Genomic DNA, 21,722 nt, shown 5'->3' on the forward strand with positions numbered 1-21,722 from the left:
CTTTCCTTTATAATGGGTGTATGGACAAGAAAAAATTATTATTAATTGATGGATCTTCTGTTGCTTTTCGAGCTTTTTTTGCGCTCTATCAGCAGTTGGATCGTTTTAAAAATGCTAATGGCCTTCATACCAATGCAATCTATGGCTTTCAACTCATGTTGAATCATGTCTTAGAGCGAGTTGAGCCTAGTCATGTTTTGGTAGCCTTTGATGCAGGCAAGACGACTTTTCGAACAGAGATGTATGCAGACTACAAGGGTGGCCGAGCTAAAACTCCAGATGAGTTTCGTGAGCAATTTCCCTTCATTCGTGAGTTGTTAGACCATCTTGGGATTCGCCATTATGAGTTGGCCCAGTATGAAGCGGATGATATCATCGGGACCCTAGGTCGTTTGGCTGAGAAGGATTCTTTTGATGTGACAATCGTTAGCGGAGATAAGGATTTGATCCAGTTGACGGATGAGCACACAGTAGTCGAGATTTCTAAGAAAGGTGTGGCTGAGTTTGAGGCCTTTACACCAGACTATCTCATGGAAAAGATGGGACTCACACCAGCTCAGTTCATTGATCTTAAGGCTCTTATGGGGGATAAGTCTGATAATATACCTGGTGTCACCAAGATTGGTGAAAAGACGGGTATCAAACTCTTGCTGGAACATGGTTCGCTCGAGGGTATTTATGAAAATATCGATGGGATGAAGGCTTCTAAGATGAAGGAAAATCTCATCAATGACAAGGAACAAGCCTTTTTGTCTAAAACCTTGGCGACCATTGAAACTCAGGCACCAATTGAGATTGGACTAGATGATTTGGTCTATAATGGCCCAGATGTGGAAAATCTCGGAAAATTCTACGATGAGATGGGCTTCAAACAACTCAAACAAGCTTTAAATATTTCGTCAACGGATGCACCTGAGAGCTTGGATTTCACTATCGTTGACCACGTCAGTCAAGACATGCTGAGCGCAGACTCTATCTTCCACTTTGAACTCTTTGGGGAAAACTACCATACAGATGACTTGGTTGGTTTTGCTTGGTCTTGTGGGGATAAACTTTACGCTACAGATAAACTTGAGCTCTTGCAGGAGCCGATTTTCAAGGAATTTTTAGAAAAAACACCTCTGAAAGTGTATGACTTTAAGAAAGCGAAGGTTCTTTTAAATCGCTTGGGCTTGAACCTGCAGGCACCTGCTTTTGACAGTCGCTTGGCAAAATACTTACTCTCAACAGTCGAGAACAATGAAATCTCAACCATTGCGAATCTCTACGGTCAAACATACTTGGTCGATGATGAGACTTTCTACGGTAAGGGGGTCAAGAAAGCTATCCCTGAGAGAGAGAAATTCTTGGAACACCTAGCTCGCAAGGTTGCTGTATTGGTTGAGACGGAGCCGGTTTTACTTGAAAAACTCAGTGAACATGGACAGTTAGACCTTCTCTATGACATGGAGCAACCTCTGGCTTTTGTCCTTGCTAAGATGGAAATTGCTGGGATCAAGGTCAAAAAAGAAACCCTACTTGAAATGCAGGCTGAAAATGAGGTCGTCATTGAGCAACTCACTCAAGAGATTTACGAACTGGCTGGTGAGGAGTTTAATATCAACTCGCCTAAGCAGTTGGGCGTCCTTCTCTTTGAAAAACTCGGTCTTCCTCTGGAATATACCAAGAAAACCAAGACAGGTTACTCGACAGCCGTGGATGTGCTAGAGCGACTAGCTCCTATTGCTCCGATTGTTAAAAAAATCCTCGACTACCGTCAGATTGCTAAGATCCAATCTACCTATGTGATTGGTTTGCAAGACTGGATTTTGGATGATGGCAAGATCCACACCCGCTATGTGCAGGATTTGACTCAGACTGGGCGTCTGTCTAGTGTAGATCCAAACTTGCAAAATATTCCTGTGCGTTTGGAACAAGGCCGTCTCATTCGTAAGGCTTTTGTGCCTGAGTGGGAGGATAGTGTGCTGCTCAGCTCGGACTATTCACAGATTGAATTGCGCGTCTTGGCACATATCTCTAAAGATGAGCACTTAATTAAGGCCTTTCAAGAGGGAGCAGATATCCATACCTCGACGGCCATGCGGGTCTTTGGAATTGAACGTCCTGAGGATGTGACTCCAAACGACCGTCGTAATGCCAAGGCAGTAAACTTCGGAGTGGTTTACGGGATTTCAGACTTTGGTTTGTCTAATAATCTGGGCATCAGCCGTAAGGAAGCAAAAGCCTACATTGACACTTACTTTGAACGCTTCCCAGGTATTAAAAACTACATGGACGAGGTGGTGCGTGAGGCGCGTGATAAGGGCTATGTAGAGACTCTCTTCAAGCGTCGTCGTGAGTTGCCAGATATCAATTCGCGTAACTTTAACATTCGTGGTTTTGCAGAGCGGACAGCCATCAACTCTCCTATCCAGGGCTCAGCTGCAGATATCCTCAAGATTGCTATGATCCAGCTAGACAAGGCTTTAGTAGAGGGCGGTTATCAGACTAAGATGCTCTTGCAAGTGCATGATGAAATTGTCCTTGAGGTTCCGAAATCAGAACTAGCAGCCGTCAAAGTACTGGTGAAACAAACCATGGAAGAAGCCATCCAGCTCAGTGTTCCACTCACTGCTGATGAGAATGAAGGAGCAACCTGGTACGAGGCTAAATAAGAAAGTTATGAAAGAGTTTGAAGCATTTGCCTTTAAACTCTTTTTCATAGTTTTCTGTAAGCAGTTTCCTTGACTTTTCCTAGTATTTGCGTTACTATATTTCCATATAAGATATGGGAGTCTGTGTACAGTCTGAGAGGAAGTGTTAAACTTCGACCGCACCTGATCTGGGTAATGCCAGCGTAGGGAACGATACTTAGCCGAATTCTGCACCTTTTCCATATATGGAAGGGGTTTTCTTTTTGTCAAAAGGAAACCTGAGAAAAGGAGGTTTTTATGAAAGCAAGCATTGCCTTGCAGGTCTTGCCCTTATCACAGGGGATTGATCGAATTGCTATTATCGATCAGGTTATTGCTTATCTGCAGGCGCAGTCCGTGACCATGGTGGTGACACCTTTTGAAACGGTCTTGGAAGGGGAGTTTGATGAGCTCATGCGCATTCTCAAAGACGCGCTAGAAGTGGCAGGGCAGGAGGCAGATAATGTCTTTGCCAATGTCAAAATAAATGTAGGAGAAATTTTAAGTATTGATGAGAAACTTGAAAAGTATACTGAGACGTCACATTAGTCTATTTGGTTTTCTAGGAGTCTTGTCAATCTGGCAGTTAGCGGGAATATTCAAACTTTTACCCAAGTTTATCCTGCCAACTCCTCTTGAAATTCTCCAGTCCTTTGTTCGTGACAGAGAATTTCTCTGGCACCATAGTTGGGCGACTTTGAGAGTGGCTTTGCTAGGTCTAGTCTTGGGAGTCTTGATTGCCTGTATCATGGCGGTGCTTATGGACAGTCTGACTTGGCTCAATGATCTTATCTACCCTATGATGGTGGTTGTCCAGACCATTCCGACCATTGCTATAGCTCCTATCCTGGTCTTGTGGCTAGGCTATGGAATTTTGCCTAAGATTGTCTTGATAATCCTGACGACAACCTTCCCTATCATCGTCAGTATTTTGGATGGATTTAGGCATTGTGACAAGGATATGCTGACCTTATTTAGTCTGATGCGAGCCAAGCCTTGGCAAATCCTGTGGCATTTTAAAATCCCGGTTAGCCTGCCTTACTTTTATGCAGGTCTGAGGGTCAGTGTCTCCTACGCCTTTATCACAACCGTGGTGTCCGAGTGGCTAGGAGGTTTTGAAGGTCTTGGTGTTTATATGATTCAGTCTAAAAAGCTGTTTCAGTATGATACCATGTTTGCCATTATTATTCTGGTGTCGATTATCAGCCTTTTGGGTATGAAATTGGTCGATGTTAGTGAAAAATACGTGATTAAATGGAAACGTACTTAAATAGAGCGTTTTAGAAAAAGAAAAGAGGAAATGAAAATGAAGAAAACATGGAAAGTGTTTTTAACGCTTGTGACAGCTCTTGTAGCTGTCGTGCTGGTGGCTTGTGGTCAAGGGACTGCTTCTAAGGACAATAAAGAAGCAGAACTCAAGAAGATTGACTTTATCCTAGACTGGACGCCAAATACTAACCACACAGGGCTATACGTTGCCAAGGAAAAAGGTTATTTCAAAGAAGCTGGAGTGGATGTTGATTTGAAATTGCCACCAGAAGAAAGCTCGTCTGACTTGGTGATCAATGGCAAGGCACCATTTGCTATCTATTTCCAAGACTACATGGCTAAGAAATTAGAAAAAGGAGCAGGGATTACTGCCGTTGCCGCTATCGTAGAACACAATACATCAGGAATCATCTCACGTAAATCGGACAATGTCAGCAGTCCAAAGGACTTGGTTGGTAAGAAATACGGAACTTGGAATGACCCAACGGAACTAGCTATGTTGAAAACCTTGGTAGAATCTCAAGGTGGAGACTTTGAGAAGGTCGAAAAAGTACCAAACAACGACTCAAACTCGATTACACCAATTGCCAATGGTGTCTTTGATACTGCTTGGATCTACTACGGTTGGGACGGTATCCTTGCCAAATCTCAAGGTGTAGACGCCAACTTCATGTACTTGAAAGACTATGTGAAAGAGTTTGACTACTACTCACCAGTTATCATCGCAAACAACGACTATCTCAAAGACAATAAAGAAGAAGCTCGTAAAGTCATCCAAGCCATCAAAAAAGGCTACCAATATGCCATGGAACATCCAGAAGAAGCTGCGGATATTCTCATCAAGAATGCACCTGAACTCAAGGAAAAACGTGACTTTGTCATCGAATCTCAAAAATACTTGTCAAAAGAATACGCAAGTGACAAGGAAAAATGGGGACAATTTGACGCAGCTCGCTGGAATGCCTTCTACAAATGGGACCAAGAAAATGGTATCCTTAAAGAAGACTTGACAGACAAAGGCTTCACTAATGAATTTGTAAAGTAATGACAGAAATTAGACTAGAACACGTAAGCTATGCCTATGGCGATGAAAAGATTTTAGAGGACATCAACCTGCAGGTGACTTCAGGTGAAGTAGTTTCTATCCTAGGTCCAAGTGGTGTTGGAAAGACCACCCTCTTTAATCTGATTGCAGGAATTTTAGAAGTCCAGTCGGGAAGAATTGTTCTTGATGGCGAGGAAAATCCCAAGGGGCGCGTGAGTTATATGTTGCAAAAGGATCTCCTCTTGGAGCACAAGACGGTGCTTGGCAATATCATCCTGCCCCTCTTGATTCAAAAGGTGGATAAGGCAGAAGCCGTTGCCCGAGCGGATGACATCCTTGCGACCTTCCAGTTGACAGCTGTACGGGACAAGTATCCTCACGAACTCAGCGGAGGGATGCGCCAGCGTGTAGCCTTGCTTCGGACCTATCTTTTTGGACACAAGCTCTTTCTTTTAGATGAGGCTTTTAGCGCCTTGGACGAGATGACCAAGATGGAACTCCACGCTTGGTATCTGGAGATTCACAAACAGCTACAGCTGACGACCCTCATCATCACGCATAGTATTGAAGAGGCCCTCAATCTCAGCGACCGCATCTACATCCTAAAAAATCGGCCTGGACAGATTGTCTCTGAAGTCAAACTAGATTGGTCCCAGAACGAAGACAAGGAAGTCCAAAAAATTACCTACAAACGGCAAATATTAGCAGAATTGGGATTAAATACGTAGCCTTTTAGGAAATTAGAATATATTAAATACAAGCGAAATCCTTGCTTGTATTTTTTGTTTCAAAGCTGATGAACATGCATGATTAGGCTTATTATTTAAAGAAATGGTAAGTTAATATAAAAATAAATAAATTTTAGTTGACATTTTGTAATGGAACTGTATAATATAATTGAACCATTATAGACAATAAGGAGGATAATGTGGTGAAAAAGAGAACTAGCAAACTCTTTCGTGGCTTGATGGCCTTGCTACTGGTTGTGTCGGTCTTTTTGCCTGCACTAAGACTTAATGGAGTAGTTAGTGCTGCCGAAAAAACTGAATCAGAGTACACTTTGACAACAGAGCCGACGATTAATACGAACCGATTAGTCGATCATGCCAAATATGGTGAAGGTAAGTTCTATCTTAAAACAACTTACGCATTCCCAGACAATGTAACTCTGAATAACGGTGATTTCATGGTTTATCACGTTCCAAATGAGTTCAAAATCGAAGTAGATTCTAGTACAGATTTGAAAGCTCCGAACGGTGAAACGATTGCAAAACTGACAACAGAGAAGGCAACGAATACTGCTAAGATTACAGTAACAAACGAAGAGTACTTTAAGAAGTTTAATGAGAACAAACAAATTGTTGCATCATTTACTGTAGTATGGGCAGACCATGTTGAAAAGAATAAGGAATATGAAATCAACATTCCTGGTGCAGGAGTTTATCATCTGACTCGTATCGTTCCAGACGTTGACCCAACTGGATTTACTAAATGGGGAGTTCAAGACTCAGACGATCCTAACTATGTAAACTGGCGTATCCGTGTTAACCGCTATGCAAAATCTTACACTGGTGTAAATATCCAAGATACTATTCCTGATGGACAAGTTCTTGCAAGTGAAATCACTGGTTACTACTTCCCAGACTGGGAAAATGGTTACGGAAGAACAAAATTGGATAGTGCTCATGTTCAAGTGACAGATAAGAACCATTTCTCAATTACACCTAATGGTGATGGAACTCTTGATCATAAAGGTTTGTTCATCCTATACCGTACTCGTTTGACTAAACCAGTTGACCAAGTTACTAAACGTGTACTAAATAACGTGTCGGTAACTACAAACGAGGAAGCTCAACCAATTGATTTTGAAGGTTTTGCACCAATTACCACAACAGACGGTATTGGTGGAGGCGCCAAATCGGATGAGGTAGCTATAGAAGTAACTAAGAAACTTGAAGGTAAAGCTCTTGAAAAAGATGCATTTAGTTTCCAACTTCTAGATGACAAAGGTAATGTTTTACAAACTGTCAAAAATGATGAGAATGGTAAAGTGAAGTTCGAGGCAATCAAATACAAAGAAGCAGGAACTTTTAAATATACCATTAAAGAAGTTAATGATAACAAACCTGGATACACTTATGATGCGAACGTCCTTAAAGCGACTGTAACAGTAGAAGATGTTTTGGGTGAAAAATTAGCAAGCGTCAAATTTGAAGATTCTAAGAAAGAATTTACAAACACATACGCTGCTAAAGAAGCAAAACTTCAACTTGAAGCTAAGAAAGTCTTGAACGGTAAAGCTATTGAGGCTGGTCAATTTGAATTTGAGTTGAAAGAAAACGGAGCAGTTCTCCACACTGTTTCAAACGATGCAAACGGTAAGATTCAATTCCCAGAACTTAAGTTCACACAAGAAGAAACCCGTACATTCACTATCTCTGAAAAAGCAGGTGATGTAGCCGGAGTTGAATACGATCCAAATGCTTATGAAGTAAAAGTAGTCGTTAAAGATAACGGTCAAGGTCAACTTGTTGCAACACCAGATACAAAGAACATTACTTTCACGAACGTTTATAAAGCTAAACCAGCAAAACCTATTATCATCACAGCTACTAAAGTCTTGAACGGTAAAGAGCTTGAAGCTGATAAATACGAGTTTGAACTTAAAGAAAAAGAAAGTGACAAAGTCGTTGCGACAGCTAAAAACGCTGCAGACGGAACTGTTACTTTCAAAGAAATTGAGTTCGCAACAGCAGGTGACTACACTTACACTATCACTGAAAAAGCAGGTAGCGAAAAAGGTGTGACATACGATACTGCTAAACACGAAGTTAAGGTAAAAGTTACAGATAACGGTCAAGGCCAACTTGAGGCGGCTGTTACAGGTGACAACCCAACCTTCACCAACACTTATAAAGCGGCTACAACAAGTGCTACTATCACGGCTACTAAAGTCTTGGAAGGTAAAGCTCTTGAAGCAGGTAAATATGAATTTGAACTTAAAGAAGGTGACAAAGTAATCGGAACAGCGACAAACGCAGCAGACGGTACTGTTACTTTCGAAGATATCACGTACACAGCAGCAGGCAACCACACATACACTATCACTGAAAAAGCAGGTAGTGAAAAAGGTGTGACATATGACACTGCTAAACACGAAGTTAAGGTAGCAGTTACAGATAACGGTGCAGGCCAACTTGTTGCGACTGTAACTGATAACAACCCAACTTTCACCAACACCTATAAAGCAGCTTCAGCAAAAGCTACTATCACAGCTAAGAAAGTCTTGAATGGTAAGGCCCTTGAAGCTGGTAAATATGAATTCGAACTTAAAGAAGGTGAAAAAGTCGTTGCGACAGCTACAAACGCTGCAGACGGTACTGTGACTTTCGAAGATATCACGTACACAGCAGCAGGCGACCACACATACACTATCACTGAAAAAGCAGGTAGCGAAGCAGGTGTGACATACGATGAATCTACTCACAAAGTAACAGTAAAAGTTACAGATAACGGTGCAGGCCAACTTGTTGCAACTGCAACTAACAACAACCCAACCTTCACCAACACTTATAAAGCCGCTGAAACAAAAGCTACTATCACGGCTACTAAAGTCTTGGAAGGTAAAGCTCTAGAAGCTGGTAAATATGAGTTTGAACTTAAAGAAGGTGACAAAGTCGTTGCGACAGCTAAGAATGCTGCAGACGGTACTGTGACTTTCGAAGATATCAAGTACGCAGCAGCAGGCAACCACACTTACACTATCTCTGAAAAAGCAGGTAGTGAAGCAGGTGTGACATACGACACTGCTAAACACGAAGTTAAGGTAGCAGTTGTTGATAACGGTGCAGGCGAACTTGTTGCGACTGTAACTGACAACAACCCAACCTTCACCAACACATATAAAGCAGCTTCAACAACTGTAAACATCACGGCTAAGAAAGTCTTGAATGGTAAAACTCTTGAAGCAGGTAAATATGAGTTTGAACTTAAAGAAGGTGACAAAGTAATCGGAACAGCTACAAACGCTGTAGACGGTACAGTTGCTTTCGCAGGTATCGAGTATAAAGAAGCAGGCGACCACACTTACACTATCTCTGAAAAAGCAGGTAACGAAGCAGGTGTGACATATGATACTGCCACACATAAAGTGACTGTTAAAGTTGTTGACAACGGTGCAGGCAAACTTGTTGCGACTGTAACTGACAACAACCCAACCTTCACCAACACTTATGTCGCGTCTTCAACACAAGTAAACTTAACAGCTAAGAAAGTCTTGAATGGTAAAAAAGAACTTGTAGCAGGTCAGTTTAAGTTTGAACTTAAAGAAGGTAACGAAGTAATCGAAACAGCTACAAATGCTGCAGACGGTACTGTTACTTTCACAGCAATTGAGTACAAAGAAGCAGGTGAGCACACTTACACTATTACTGAAGTAAAAGGTAACGATGAGAATATCAAATATGATGAGAATTCTTACAAAGTGACAGTTGAAGTGGTTGACAACGGTGCAGGCAAACTTGTAACAACAGTTACAGGTAACAACCCAACAATCACTAACACGTATACTGAACCGAAAAAAGAAGAACCTAAGGAAGATCCTAAGGGTGAACAGCCTAAGGGAGATTTGCCAAACACTGGTGGAGCAGACTTTACAGCATTCTCTACTATTCTTGGTCTAGTTCTTGCAGCTTTGGCAGGACTTGTATACCGTGCTAAAAAAGTTGACTAATCTTAACTTTGAATAACTAAAAAAGATGGCGACTGTTTTACGGTCCCATCTTTTTGTTTTGGATAGTTTATAATAATCTTCGCAACTTGCTCCCTTTTCCTTTAAAAAAATCAAAAATTTCGGTATAATAGTCAAAGATAGTCAAGGTTCAAAGAAGGAGTTTGATTCACTATGAGATTTAAAAATACATCAGATCATATCGAAGCCTATATCAAGGCGATTTTAGACCAGTCTGGTATCGTGGAATTGCAACGGAGCCAGTTGGCAGATACCTTTCAGGTTGTACCTAGTCAGATCAACTATGTCATCAAGACCCGCTTTACGGAAAGCAGAGGTTACTTAGTTGAGAGCAAGCGTGGTGGCGGAGGCTACATTCGCATAGGGCGTATTGAGTTTTCCAATCATCACGAGATGCTCCGCGATTTGCTTTACTCGATTGGTGAGCGAGTTAGTCAAGAAATCTATGAGGATATTCTCCAGCTTTTGGTGGAGCAGGACTTGATGACCAAGCAGGAAATGACCTTGCTGACTTCTGTAGCAACAGATCGTGTCCTAGGGGAAGAATCCTCAGCTGTCCGTGCCAATATGCTCCGACAGCTATTACAAGAGGTAGATAGAAAAGAGAAGTAAGATGAACTATTCAAAAGCATTGAATGAATGTATCGAAAGTGCCTACATGGTTGCGAGCCATTTTGGAGCCCGTTATCTAGAGTCTTGGCATTTATTGATTGCCATGTCCAATCACAGTTACAGTGTGGCAGGTGCGACTTTAAATGATTATCCTTATGAAATGGACCGTTTAGAAGAGGTTGCGTTGGAACTGACTGAAACGGACTATAGCCAGGACGAAACCTTTACGGAATTGCCCTTTTCCCATCGTTTGGAGGTTCTCTTTGCAGAAGCAGAGTATGTGGCCTCAGTGGTCCATGCTAAGGTGCTAGGGACAGAGCATGTCCTCTATGCGATTTTGCATGACGGCAATGCCTTGGCAACTCGCATCTTGGAGAGAGCAGGCTTTTCTTATGAAGACCAGAAAGATCAGGTCAGAATTGCTGCTCTTCGTCGCAATCTAGAAGAACGTGCTGGCTGGACTAGAGAAGATCTCAAGGCTTTGCGTCAACGTCATCGCACAGTAACTGACAAGCAAAATTCCATGGCCAATATGATGGGCATGCCTCAAGCTCAAAGTGGCGGTCTCGAGGACTACACGCATGACCTGACGGAGCAAGCGCGCTCTGGCAAGTTAGAGCCAGTTATCGGTCGAGACAAGGAAATCTCACGTATGATTCAGATTTTGAGTCGAAAGACCAAGAACAATCCGGTCTTGGTTGGAGATGCGGGTGTCGGGAAAACAGCTCTGGCACTTGGACTTGCCCAGCGTATTGCCAGTGGGGATGTACCTGCGGAAATGGCAAAGATGCGCGTTCTAGAGCTTGATTTGATGAATGTCGTTGCAGGGACACGTTTCCGTGGTGACTTTGAAGAGCGTATGAACAACATCATCAAGGATATCGAGGAAGATGGCAAAGTCATCCTCTTTATCGATGAACTCCACACCATCATGGGTTCTGGTAGTGGTATTGACTCGACTCTAGATGCGGCTAATATCTTGAAACCAGCCTTGGCTCGCGGAACTCTGAGAACAGTTGGTGCAACCACTCAAGAAGAATACCAAAAACACATTGAAAAAGACGCAGCTCTTTCTCGTCGTTTTGCAAAAGTGACGATTGAAGAGCCAAGTCTAGCTGACAGTATGACTATTTTGCAAGGCTTGAAAGCGACCTATGAGAAACACCATCGTGTGCAAATCACAGATGAAGCTGTCGAAACAGCTGTTAAGATGGCGCATCGTTACTTGACCAGTCGTCACTTGCCAGACTCTGCTATCGACCTCTTAGATGAAGCAGCAGCAACAGTGCAAAACAAATCCAAGCAGGTGAAAGCAGACGAATCCGACTTGACTCCAGCTGACAAGGCCCTGATGGATGGCAAGTGGAAACAAGCTGCCCAGCTAATTGCAAAGGAGCAGGAAGTCCCTGTCTATAAAGACTTGGTAACAGAATCTGAAATTTTGACTACCTTGAGCCGCTTGTCAGGGATCCCAGTCCAAAAGCTGACGCAAACAGATGCTAAGAAATACCTGAACTTGGAAGCGGAGTTGCACAAACGTGTTATTGGCCAAGATCAAGCTGTTTCAAGTATTAGCCGTGCGATTCGCCGAAACCAGTCTGGTATTCGAAGTCACAAGCGTCCAATTGGTTCCTTTATGTTCCTAGGGCCGACAGGAGTCGGTAAAACCGAATTGGCAAAGGCTCTGGCAGAAGTCCTCTTTGATGACGAATCAGCCCTTATCCGCTTTGATATGAGTGAGTATATGGAGAAATTCGCAGCTAGCCGTCTCAATGGAGCTCCTCCGGGCTATGTAGGCTACGAAGAAGGTGGGGAGTTGACCGAGAAGGTTCGCAACAAACCATACTCAGTGCTTCTCTTTGACGAGGTAGAGAAGGCCCACCCAGACATCTTTAATGTTCTCTTGCAGGTTCTGGACGACGGTGTCTTGACAGATAGCAAGGGACGCAAGGTGGACTTTTCAAATACCATTATCATCATGACGTCAAACCTTGGTGCGACGGCTCTTCGTGATGACAAGACGGTCGGCTTTGGGGCCAAGGATATTCGTTTTGACCAGGAAAATATGGAGAAACGAATCTTTGAAGAGCTGAAAAAAACTTATCGACCAGAGTTTATCAACCGTATTGATGAAAAGGTGGTCTTCCATAGTTTGGATAGCGAACACATGCAGGAAATTGTCAAGATCATGGTTAAACCATTGATTGCTAGCCTGGCAGAGAAGGGCATTGACTTGAAACTGCAAGCTTCGGCACTGAAGTTGCTAGCTAGTCACGGTTACAATCCAGAAATGGGAGCCCGTCCACTTCGCAGAACCCTGCAAACAGAAGTGGAAGACAAGTTGGCAGAACTCCTCCTTAAGGGAGAACTGGTAGCAGGCAAGACCCTCAAAATCGGTGTTAAAGCTGGTCAATTAAAATTTGATATTGCTTAAAAATAGAGAATCAGGAGCAATCCTGATTCTTTTTTTGCTACTTTTTTATAAAAAATGATAAAAAACTATTGACAAAACAAAAATATAGTATATAATAAAAACATAGAAAATAAAAATATCAAAAATTATAAAAAGGTAAAATGTTTATGAAAAAGAAAACAGCAGTGGTATTTGGGACCTTTGCCCCTCTTCATCAGGGTCATATCGATCTGATCCAGCGAGCGAAGCGTCAGTGTGACCAGGTCTGGGTAGTCGTTTTAGGCTACGAGGGAAACCGAGGCGAGCAGGTAGGTTTAAGTCTCCAAAAACGATTTCGCTATATCCGAGAGGCTTTTCGGGATGACGAGTTGACCTCTGTCTGCAAACTGGATGAGACCAACCTTCCCCTTTACCCTATGGGCTGGCAGGAGTGGTTGGACCAGATGTTATCGGAGATTTCCTACGATGAAGCCCAGCAAGAACTGATCTTCTTTGTAGGAGAAGCAGACTACCAGCAAGAATTAGCTAAACGTGGCTTTGAGACCGTCTTGCAAGAAAGAAAGTTTGGTATCTCAGCGACTATGATTCGAGAAAATCCAAGCAAATATTGGAAATATATTGCTCAGCCCTTCCGTCGTCAGTTTACAAAGAAAGTGTTGATTATGGGAAGTGCCAGCAATGGGAAGACCACTCTAGCCAAGGATTTGGCAAGGTATTACGATGCGCCGGTTAGCCTGGAATACGCACGTGAGTACCAGATCAAAAACAATGTCCGCGACGATGAATTGACTCCAAAAGATTACTATTATCTTCTTTTAGGGCAGTATGACCAGACCTCTAAGTTAATTGACAGTAATTCCAATCGAGGTCTAGTGATAGCTGACACAAACTCCTTAGTAACCAAGGGCTACTATGATTATTACATGGAGGCTGAGGATCAAGAGGACTTATCAGGAGAAACCTTTGACAATCTCTTTGTTTCGATCTTGGCCAAGGAAAAATGGGACTTGATTCTCTTTGTGCAACCTGTCGGCTCCTATGTCAATGACGGGTTTAGAGATATGACCATGGCAGAAGACCATATTCGTCAAAGTTTTTCCCAGCATTTGGATCAGATGAGGGAGCGCTACTTAGCAAACATTCCACTAGTTTATCTAGCTGAGGATTACCTAGGCAATTATGAAGCAGCCAAAGTAGCTATTGATGCCATTTACCAAGCAGATTAGGAGAAAAATATGAAAAAACTAACTGAAAAAATCACACAATTTATCGAAAACTTTAAAAATGTCCATGCAGAAGCCCGCAAGATCGGTTTTGTAGGAACCATGCACTTGCTCTGGAAAGATCTCTTTGTCGGCCGTAGTCTTTTCCAGTGGTTGTATCTCATCGCTTTGTCAAGTGTTCCCTTGATCTTGGAATTCACGCAAAATACAGAAAGCCATGACTGGCTGAGCTTGTTTGCATCTTGGACTGGGATTGTCTGTGTTATTTTGGTAGCAGAAGGGCGTGCAAGCAATTATCTCTTTGGGGCCATTAACTCGGCTATCTATTTGATTTTAGCTATGAATGCGACTTTTTATGGCGAAGTTTTGACGACTGTTTACTTCTTTGTCATGCAGCCGATTGGTCTCTATGCTTGGCTGTCCAATCGTATCAATGACCAAGGAAAACCAGAAGAATCCCACTTTGAAGCTAAGAAATTATCTGTTCTTGACTGGCTCAAGTACTTGGCCTTGACTGCCATTATCTGGATTGGTATGGGCTTGGCTTATCAAAGTATCAATAGCGCTCGTCCTTTCCGTGATAGTGTTACTGATGCGACCAATGGTGTTGGTCAGCTCTTGATGACACGTCTCTACCGTGAGCAATGGATTTTCTGGATTGCAACCAATCTCTTTAGTATTTATCTCTGGTGGGGTGAAAATATTCACATCCAAGGGATGTACTGGGTTTACACACTCAACAGTCTAGTGGGATGGTACCAATGGACCAAGGCAGTTCGAAAGGAGGCTTAAAATGGTAGATACGAAGATTCCAGCAGGGATGACGGAAAAAGAATATTATGAAATCCATGCCAGTCAGGAGGAGTTTTTAGACTGGTACTACAGGCAGGAACTCCCTCAATATGAAAAACCAAGTGTGACAGTAGATATGGTAGCCTACTGCTTTGTCGAAGGAAAGATCAAGCTCCTGCTGATCCGTCACAAGGCCCACCCTTATCAAAACTGTTTGGCTCTGGTTGGAGGCTTTATGGACAAGGGAGAAGATGCTGCGCATGCCTGTCAGCGTGAGGTGAGAGAAGAAGTCAATCTCGATCTACCTTTAGAAAAAATCGAGCAATTGATGACAGTATCGACTCCCGGTCGTGATCCACGGGGCTGGACGGTGACCATTGCCCACTTGGTGTACCTGCCTAGTCGTGCCTTAGACCTCGTTCAGGCTGGAGACGATGCTAAGGATGTCGTTTTCGTAGATGTGGATTTTCAGACGGGCAAGTGCTTCCTAGAGGAAGTAGAGTTGGAGGAGAGTGCCTTCGCCTTTGACCATTATGCTATTATTCAAGAGTCCATCAAACGAATCCAAGGGCGACTTGACTGGAATCCGACCTTCCTTTATCTGCTGGAAGAGGAGTTCACTGTCTACGAAGGAACTGAACTAGTCAATCTCATCAACCCAGGTCGCCCAATCGTCAGCAATAACTTTCTCGTAAAATACGGCGAATATGTAGAAGAAGTCGGACTCAAACGAGTGCCCAAAAAGAAACCAAGAAAAACCTATCGATTGAAATAAAAAGCGAGGTCGGAACAAAGTTCCCGACCTCTTTGTTTGCCCTTATTAGGTTACTTTGCTGTTGCGACTGTTTTTATTTTAGAACAATGCAAGCGACTATATAAAGTAGGATGTAAAAAAATAGCTCTAATCTAAAAAATTTTCCTATTTTTTCGTTTCGATTACGAATAGAGATAGTAGAGAGAAATTTTTTAAAATAGTTTCTCTAAATAGTTGACAGATTCAAAGCCCAATGTTACAATTATATTACAAAAAGATTTCTTAACATTTCAAAAATGTTACAAAGGAGTAGAAAAATGAAAAAGAAAACCTATATCAAATTGATGGCAGCGACTGTATTGGCTTCTACCTTGCTACTAGGAGCTTGTGGAAATAAAAACGAAACCACTCAAACCAGTAGCTCTGCAAAGACAAGTCAATCATCAAGCTCCAAAGCAGCTTCTTCTAGCAAAGAAAGTAAGACTCAAAAATCTTCAAGCTCAGCTTCATCTGAAAAGGCTCAGGCATCTTCAGGTCAGTCTTCTACAACGGCAGATCAGTCACAAGCGAAACCAGCACCTGAATCAAGACAAGAACAAGCAGCTCCTAGTCAACAAGCCCCTTCTCAGGCTCCGTCAACTCAGCAAGGTTCTCAAGCCCAGTCTAACCAGTCAAGCTATGATCCAACAACTGACCGCAAACTTCAAGACAAGCAAGCAGAACACAACAAACGCTACAAGGGAGTTTTAACCATGGTGGATGGTGACTTCTCAGCTGCAGCAGGTAACTGGAAGGGAGCGAATGGCGAAACGATTACGGTTTCATCAGGAGGGCAATTCACAGTAGAAACTGCAGATGGAAAGAAAGAAAACTATTCTATCAGAGGCTACTCTTACACTCTTGATGATGGCAAGTATAATGCCAAAATCGGTGGAGGAAAAATCATCCAAATTACAACAGGTGCGGATGGTAAAGTTTCAAGCGTTGCCTTGATTCAATAATAGTATCTAGGTTTTCCTAGAATCTAAAAAACCGTAAACTCCAAGCGAGTTACGGTTTTTTCTATTATGCTTTGTTTAATTGCAAGAGGGCTTCAATCTCTGCTAGGGTGTTAGCTTGTGAAATGGCTCCACGAAGTTTGGCAGCTCCAGATGTTCCCCGGAGGTAGTGAGGAGCGAGACCGCGGAATTCACGAACGGCTACGTTTTCTCCTTTGAGGTTAATCAAGCGTTTCAAATGTTCGTAGGCGATTTTCATCTTGTCTTCAAATGTCAAGTCAGGGAGAATTTCTCCTGTTTCAAAGTAGTGGTTGATCTGGTTGAAGAGATAGGGGTTTCCCATGGCTGCGCGACCAATCATGACAGCGTCAGCCCCGACTTCTTCGATACGCTGTTTGGCTTCTTGGACCGTACGGATATCACCATTTGCGATAAATGGAATCTTGGTCAAAGCTTGAGCAACCTTGTGAAGAGTCTCAAGGTCTGCGTGACCTGTGTACATTTGTTCACGGGTACGGCCGTGCATAGCGAGGGCAGAGACACCTGCAGCCTCAGCAGCGAGGGCATTTTCCACGGCTAGGGATGGATCAGACCAGCCAGTGCGCATTTTGACAGTGAGGGGGATATCAAGGACAGATTGGACCTTGTTGATAATAGAGTAGATCTTGTCTGGATCCTTGAGCCACATAGCGCCAGCTTCGTTCTTCACGATTTTGTTAACTGGGCAGCCCATGTTGATATCGACGATATCGGTCTTAGTATTTTCTTGGATGAATTCTGCTGCGCGAGCGAGGCTGTCTTCATCACTACCAAAAAGTTGGATAGAAACTGGGTTTTCGCCTTCATCGATATGAAGCATGTGCAGGGTTTTTTCATTGTTGTATTGGATTCCCTTGTCAGAGACCATTTCCATGACAACAAGTCCTGCACCGAGCTCTTTTGCGATGGTACGAAAGGCTGAGTTAGTCACGCCAGCCATGGGTGCTAAAACAGTACGATTGGGAATCTCAACATTGCCAATCATAAAAGATGTATTAAGATTTGTCACGAATGAGTTCCTCCAAGTCGTTTTCATCAAAGTTATAAGTTGTTTGGCAGAATTGACAAGTGATTTCTGCCCCGTGGTCTTCCTCTTTCATTTCCTCAAGGTCTGAATTTGGAAGGCTGGCAAGAGCGTTCATAAAGCGATCTTTGCTGCAGTCACATTGGAAACGGATTTCTTCTTCAGATAGACGTTTGTAGGATTCGTCACCGTAGATAGCCTTGAGGAGAGCTTCGATATGGTCGTCACTTTCCAGAAGGGTTGAGATGGCTGGCATTTCTTGGATGCGTTTTTCAAAGCGAGCAATCTCCTCGTCCTTGGCTCCTGGCAACACTTGGAGAAGGAAACCTCCGGCAACTTCGACCTTGTCGTCTTTATCCAAAAGAACATTGAGGCCGACTGCTGAAGGGGTTTGTTGGCTTTCAGTCAGGTAGTATGCCAAGTCTTCACCGATTTCCCCAGAGATGAGGGGAGTCATGGAGTTGTAGGGATTTCCAGTACCGTAGTCTGTGATAACGAGAAATTGACCGTTTCCAACAAAAGGTCCGACTAGGACTTCACCCGTTGCAGTCTTTTTGATGTCAACACCTGGATTTTGAACGTAGCCTTTGACGTTTCCCTTGGTATCTGCGACCGTGATGATGGCACCGAGAGAGCTTGTTCCAAGAACTTTAACCGTTAGTTTGGTATTTCCTTTTTCATTAGCTGCGAGAATTTGGCTAGCGATAAGGGTGCGACCAAGTGCGACGGTTGAACTGGCTTGGGTTTGATGTTTTTCTTGAGCAGTGCGGACGGTTTCAGTGCTATCAAGGACAAAAGCACGAAAGGCTCCGCTTTCTGATATAGTTTTAATAATTTTATCCATAGCTACTATTTTAGCATAAAAATGCCCAAAGGGGGAGCTGTGTGTTTGCTGTTTCTGTGGAATAATGACGAGGAAATCAACCTTAAAATAAAATGAGAAACAGATTATTTCAGCATTTGAAAGATTTATGCTATGCTTGAAGGAGAAAATGAAAGGGGTAACAAATGTATTTAGGTGATTTGATGGAAAAAGCCGAATCTGGCCAATTTTTAGTCCTTTCCTTTCTATTACAAGATTCGCAGACAACAGTCAAGGAAGCCATGGAAGAAACAGGTTTTTCAAAGGCGACCTTAACCAAGTATATCTCTCTGATTAACGAAAATGCCTTGGAAAGAGGATTAGAGCTGACCATCCACTTGGAAGATGAAAATCTGCGCTTGTCGATTGGTGCAGCTACCAAGGGGAGAGAGATTCGGAGCTTGTTTCTAGACAATGCCATTAAGTACCAAATTTTGGTTTACCTTCTCTATCACCAACAGTTTCTAGCTCATCAGTTGGCTCAAGAATTGATGATTAGCGAGGCCACGCTTGGTCGCCACTTAGCTAGTCTAAATCAGATTTTGTCAGAGTTTGACTTATCCATCCAAAATGGCCGTTGGCGAGGTCCGGAGCATCAGATTCGCTATTTCTATTTCTGTCTTTTTCGCAAGTTGTGGTCCAGTCAGGAATGGGAAGGACATATGCAGAAGCCAGAGAGAAAGCAGGAGATTGCCAGCTTAGAAGAAATCTGCGGTGCTAGCTTGTCTTCAGGTCAGAAACTGGACTTGGTTCTCTGGGTTCACATCAGTCAACAGCGCCTTCGGGTTAACGCCTGTCAGTTTCAAGTCATAGAAGAAAAAATGCGAGGGTATTTTGACAATATTTTCTACCTTCGTTTGCTGAGAAAGGCTCCGTCCTTTTTTGCTGGGCAACATATCCCTCTAGGAACTGAGGATGGTGAGATGATGGTATTCTTTTCATTTCTCCTTTCCCATCGTATCTTGCCCCTTCATACTATGGAGTATATCCTTGGTTTTGGAGGGCAATTAGCCGATTTGCTGACGCAATTGATTCAAGAGATGAAGAAGGAGGAGCTGCTGGGGGACTATACAGAGGACCATGTCACCTATGAACTCAGCCAGCTTTGTGGTCAAGTTTATCTCTACAAGGGCTATATCTTGCAAGATCAGTACAGATACCAGACAGAGAATCGTCATCCCTATTTGCTGATGGAACATGATTTTAGAGGGACTGCAGAGAGAATTTTTCATGCTATACCTGCCTTTCAGCAGGGGACGGATTTGGATAAGAAAATTCTCTGGGAATGGCTCCAGTTGATAGAGTATATGGCAGAAAATGGTGGCCAACATATGAGGATTGGTCTGGATTTGACATCTGGTTTCCTTGTCTTTTCTAGGATGGCTGCCCTTTTGAAACGGTATTTGGAATACAATCGTTTCATTACTATTGAAGCCTATGACCCCAGTCGACATTATGATTTGTTGATTACCAACAACCCTATTCATAAGAAAGAACAGACTCCGATCTATTATTTAAAAAACGACTTGGATATGGAGGATTTGGCAAAGATTCGTCAGATGCTCTTTGCCTAAAAGACCTGAATTTTCAGGTCTTTTTTGTGAAATTCGCACAATCTCCTCACATTTTTTTAAAATTTAAAAAAAATTGATGAACAAGAAAGCGCTTTATTTTGTATACTAGTTACTGTAAAGAGGGACCCCCTCAAGATTTTATCAGGAGGACAGCACATGTCACAAGAAAAATACATCATGGCCATTGACCAAGGAACGACCAGTTCTCGTGCCATCATTTTTAACAAAAAAGGAGAAAAAGTCAGCTCTAGTCAAAAAGAGTTCACTCAGATTTTCCCTCAAGCAGGTTGGGTAGAGCACAATGCCAATGAAATTTGGAACTCTGTTCAGTCAGTTATCGCGGGTGCTTTCATCGAAAGTGGTGTGAAACCAAGTCAAATCGAAGCAATCGGGATTACCAACCAGCGTGAAACAACTGTCGTCTGGGATAAGAAAACAGGGCTCCCTATCTATAATGCTATCGTTTGGCAATCACGCCAGACAGCACCTCTGGCTGAACAACTAAAAAGCCAAGGTTATGTGGAAAAATTCCATGAAAAGACTGGTTTGATCATTGATGCTTACTTCTCAGCTACCAAGGTTCGTTGGATTTTGGACCATGTAGAAGGCGCTCAAGAGCGAGCAGAAAAAGGAGAATTGCTCTTTGGTACTATCGATACTTGGTTGGTTTGGAAATTGACTGACGGTGCGGCTCACGTAACGGACTACTCCAATGCGGCTCGTACCATGCTTTATAATATTAAAGAACTCAAATGGGATGATGAGATTTTGGAAATCCTCAACATTCCTAAGGCTATGCTTCCAGAAGTTCGTTCTAACTCTGAAATCTACGGCAAGACTGCTCCATTCCATTTCTACGGTGGAGAAGTACCAATTTCAGGTATGGCTGGGGACCAACAGGCAGCCCTCTTCGGTCAGTTGGCCTTTGAACCAGGTATGGTCAAAAATACTTATGGAACAGGTTCTTTCATCATTATGAACACTGGTGAAGAGATGCAGTTGTCTGAAAACAACCTTTTGACAACGATTGGTTATGGAATCAACGGCAAGGTTTACTATGCCTTGGAAGGTTCTATCTTCATCGCAGGAAGTGCCATTCAGTGGCTTCGTGATGGACTTCGCATGGTTGAAAATTCACCAGAGTCTGAAAAATATGCTCTCAATTCTCACAACAATGACGAAGTTTATGTCGTACCTGCCTTTACAGGTCTAGGTGCTCCATATTGGAACCAAAATGCTCGTGGTTCGGTCTTTGGCTTAACTCGTGGAACAAGCAAAGAAGACTTTATCAAGGCTACTCTGCAATCCATCGCTTACCAAGTACGTGACATCATCGATACCATGCAGGTGGATGCGCAGACTGCTATTCAAGTCCTCAAAGTCGATGGTGGTGCTGCTATGAACAACTTCCTCATGCAGTTCCAGGCTGACATTTTGGGAATCGATATTGCCCGTGCTAAAAACTTGGAAACAACTGCCTTAGGTGCAGCCTTCCTAGCTGGTTTGGCAGTGGGTTACTGGAAGGATTTGGACGAGTTGAAACTCTTGAACGAGACAGGAGAACTCTTTGAGCCATCCATGAACGAATCGCGCAAGGAACAACTCTACAAGGGCTGGAAGAAGGCTGTGAAAGCAACGCAAGTCTTTGCGGAAATCGATGACTAATACTGGAAGAATAAAGCGACTCAGTTAGAA

General features: G+C 42.9%; 16 protein-coding genes. 14 read left to right on the top strand and 2 right to left on the bottom strand.

Going from position 1 to position 21,722, the window contains the following annotated elements; translation table 11 throughout:
• Positions 1-20 precede the first annotated feature (20 nt).
• The 12 genes from polA to B7717_RS03950 all read left to right on the top strand — a co-directional run bounded on the left by polA (position 21) and on the right by B7717_RS03950 (position 16,531).
• Positions 21-2,654 (top strand): DNA polymerase I, encoded by a 2,634-nt coding sequence (polA, locus tag B7717_RS03895; protein ID WP_084944247.1) that lies wholly within the window; start codon positions 21-23, stop codon positions 2,652-2,654.
• Between the two features lie 276 nt (positions 2,655-2,930).
• A complete protein-coding gene (locus B7717_RS03900) occupies positions 2,931-3,221 on the top strand; it encodes a thiamine-binding protein (RefSeq protein WP_084859709.1) in 291 nt (96 codons plus the stop codon).
• Entirely contained in the window at positions 3,184-3,942 is a 759-nt protein-coding gene (locus B7717_RS03905; protein ID WP_162287132.1) for an ABC transporter permease, read from the top strand. Before B7717_RS03900 ends, B7717_RS03905 begins: the two co-directional genes overlap by 38 nt.
• Positions 3,943-3,978: 36 nt before the next feature.
• Positions 3,979-4,986: an ABC transporter substrate-binding protein gene (locus tag B7717_RS03910; RefSeq protein ID WP_084944249.1), complete on the top strand. Its 1,008-nt coding sequence runs from the start codon at positions 3,979-3,981 to the stop codon at positions 4,984-4,986.
• Positions 4,986-5,714, top strand: a complete 729-nt coding sequence (locus B7717_RS03915; protein ID WP_084944250.1) for an ABC transporter ATP-binding protein — start codon at positions 4,986-4,988, stop codon at positions 5,712-5,714. The genes B7717_RS03910 and B7717_RS03915 overlap by 1 nt, the downstream gene beginning before the upstream one ends.
• A gap of 203 nt (positions 5,715-5,917) precedes the next feature.
• Positions 5,918-9,718: a Spy0128 family protein gene (locus B7717_RS03920; protein ID WP_241502069.1), complete on the top strand. Its 3,801-nt coding sequence runs from the start codon at positions 5,918-5,920 to the stop codon at positions 9,716-9,718.
• Positions 9,719-9,889: 171 nt separating this feature from the next.
• A complete protein-coding gene (locus tag B7717_RS03925) occupies positions 9,890-10,348 on the top strand; it encodes a CtsR family transcriptional regulator (RefSeq protein ID WP_061407682.1) in 459 nt (152 codons plus the stop codon).
• Between the two features lies 1 nt (position 10,349).
• The gene (locus B7717_RS03930; protein WP_001109730.1) at positions 10,350-12,782 is read left to right on the top strand and encodes an ATP-dependent Clp protease ATP-binding subunit; all 2,433 of its coding nucleotides are present in this window, start codon (positions 10,350-10,352) and stop codon (positions 12,780-12,782) included.
• Between the two features lie 146 nt (positions 12,783-12,928).
• On the top strand, positions 12,929-13,987 hold the full coding sequence (locus B7717_RS03935) for an AAA family ATPase (protein WP_008293135.1): 1,059 nt from the start codon (positions 12,929-12,931) through the stop codon (positions 13,985-13,987).
• A 9-nt stretch (positions 13,988-13,996) separates the two neighbouring features.
• Positions 13,997-14,776 (top strand): nicotinamide riboside transporter PnuC, encoded by a 780-nt coding sequence (gene pnuC, locus B7717_RS03940; RefSeq protein WP_049501310.1) that lies wholly within the window; start codon positions 13,997-13,999, stop codon positions 14,774-14,776.
• 1 nt (position 14,777) lies between these two features.
• Positions 14,778-15,551: an NUDIX domain-containing protein gene (locus B7717_RS03945; protein WP_084944251.1), complete on the top strand. Its 774-nt coding sequence runs from the start codon at positions 14,778-14,780 to the stop codon at positions 15,549-15,551.
• 296 nt (positions 15,552-15,847) lie between these two features.
• The gene (locus B7717_RS03950) at positions 15,848-16,531 is read left to right on the top strand and encodes a hypothetical protein (RefSeq protein ID WP_084944252.1); all 684 of its coding nucleotides are present in this window, start codon (positions 15,848-15,850) and stop codon (positions 16,529-16,531) included.
• 64 nt (positions 16,532-16,595) lie between these two features.
• Here B7717_RS03950 and dusB read toward each other — a convergent pair whose 3' ends face one another.
• Both dusB and hslO read right to left on the bottom strand, forming a co-directional pair.
• A complete protein-coding gene (dusB, locus tag B7717_RS03955) occupies positions 16,596-17,576 on the bottom strand; it encodes a tRNA dihydrouridine synthase DusB (RefSeq protein WP_162285022.1) in 981 nt (326 codons plus the stop codon).
• Positions 17,563-18,435 (bottom strand): Hsp33 family molecular chaperone HslO, encoded by an 873-nt coding sequence (hslO, locus tag B7717_RS03960; protein WP_084944253.1) that lies wholly within the window; start codon positions 18,433-18,435, stop codon positions 17,563-17,565. Before hslO ends, dusB begins: the two co-directional genes overlap by 14 nt.
• Positions 18,436-18,599: 164 nt before the next feature.
• On the opposite strand from hslO, the gene B7717_RS03965 reads away from it, so the two are divergent.
• Both B7717_RS03965 and glpK read left to right on the top strand, forming a co-directional pair.
• Entirely contained in the window at positions 18,600-20,027 is a 1,428-nt protein-coding gene (locus tag B7717_RS03965; protein WP_049477599.1) for a helix-turn-helix domain-containing protein, read from the top strand.
• Between the two features lie 156 nt (positions 20,028-20,183).
• Positions 20,184-21,692 (top strand): glycerol kinase GlpK, encoded by a 1,509-nt coding sequence (gene glpK / locus B7717_RS03970; protein ID WP_000076796.1) that lies wholly within the window; start codon positions 20,184-20,186, stop codon positions 21,690-21,692.
• Positions 21,693-21,722: the final 30 nt, after the last annotated feature.

The organism is Streptococcus oralis subsp. oralis, assembly GCF_002096495.1.
In the GTDB taxonomy this organism is placed as follows: Bacteria; Bacillota; Bacilli; order Lactobacillales; family Streptococcaceae; genus Streptococcus; species Streptococcus oralis_CU.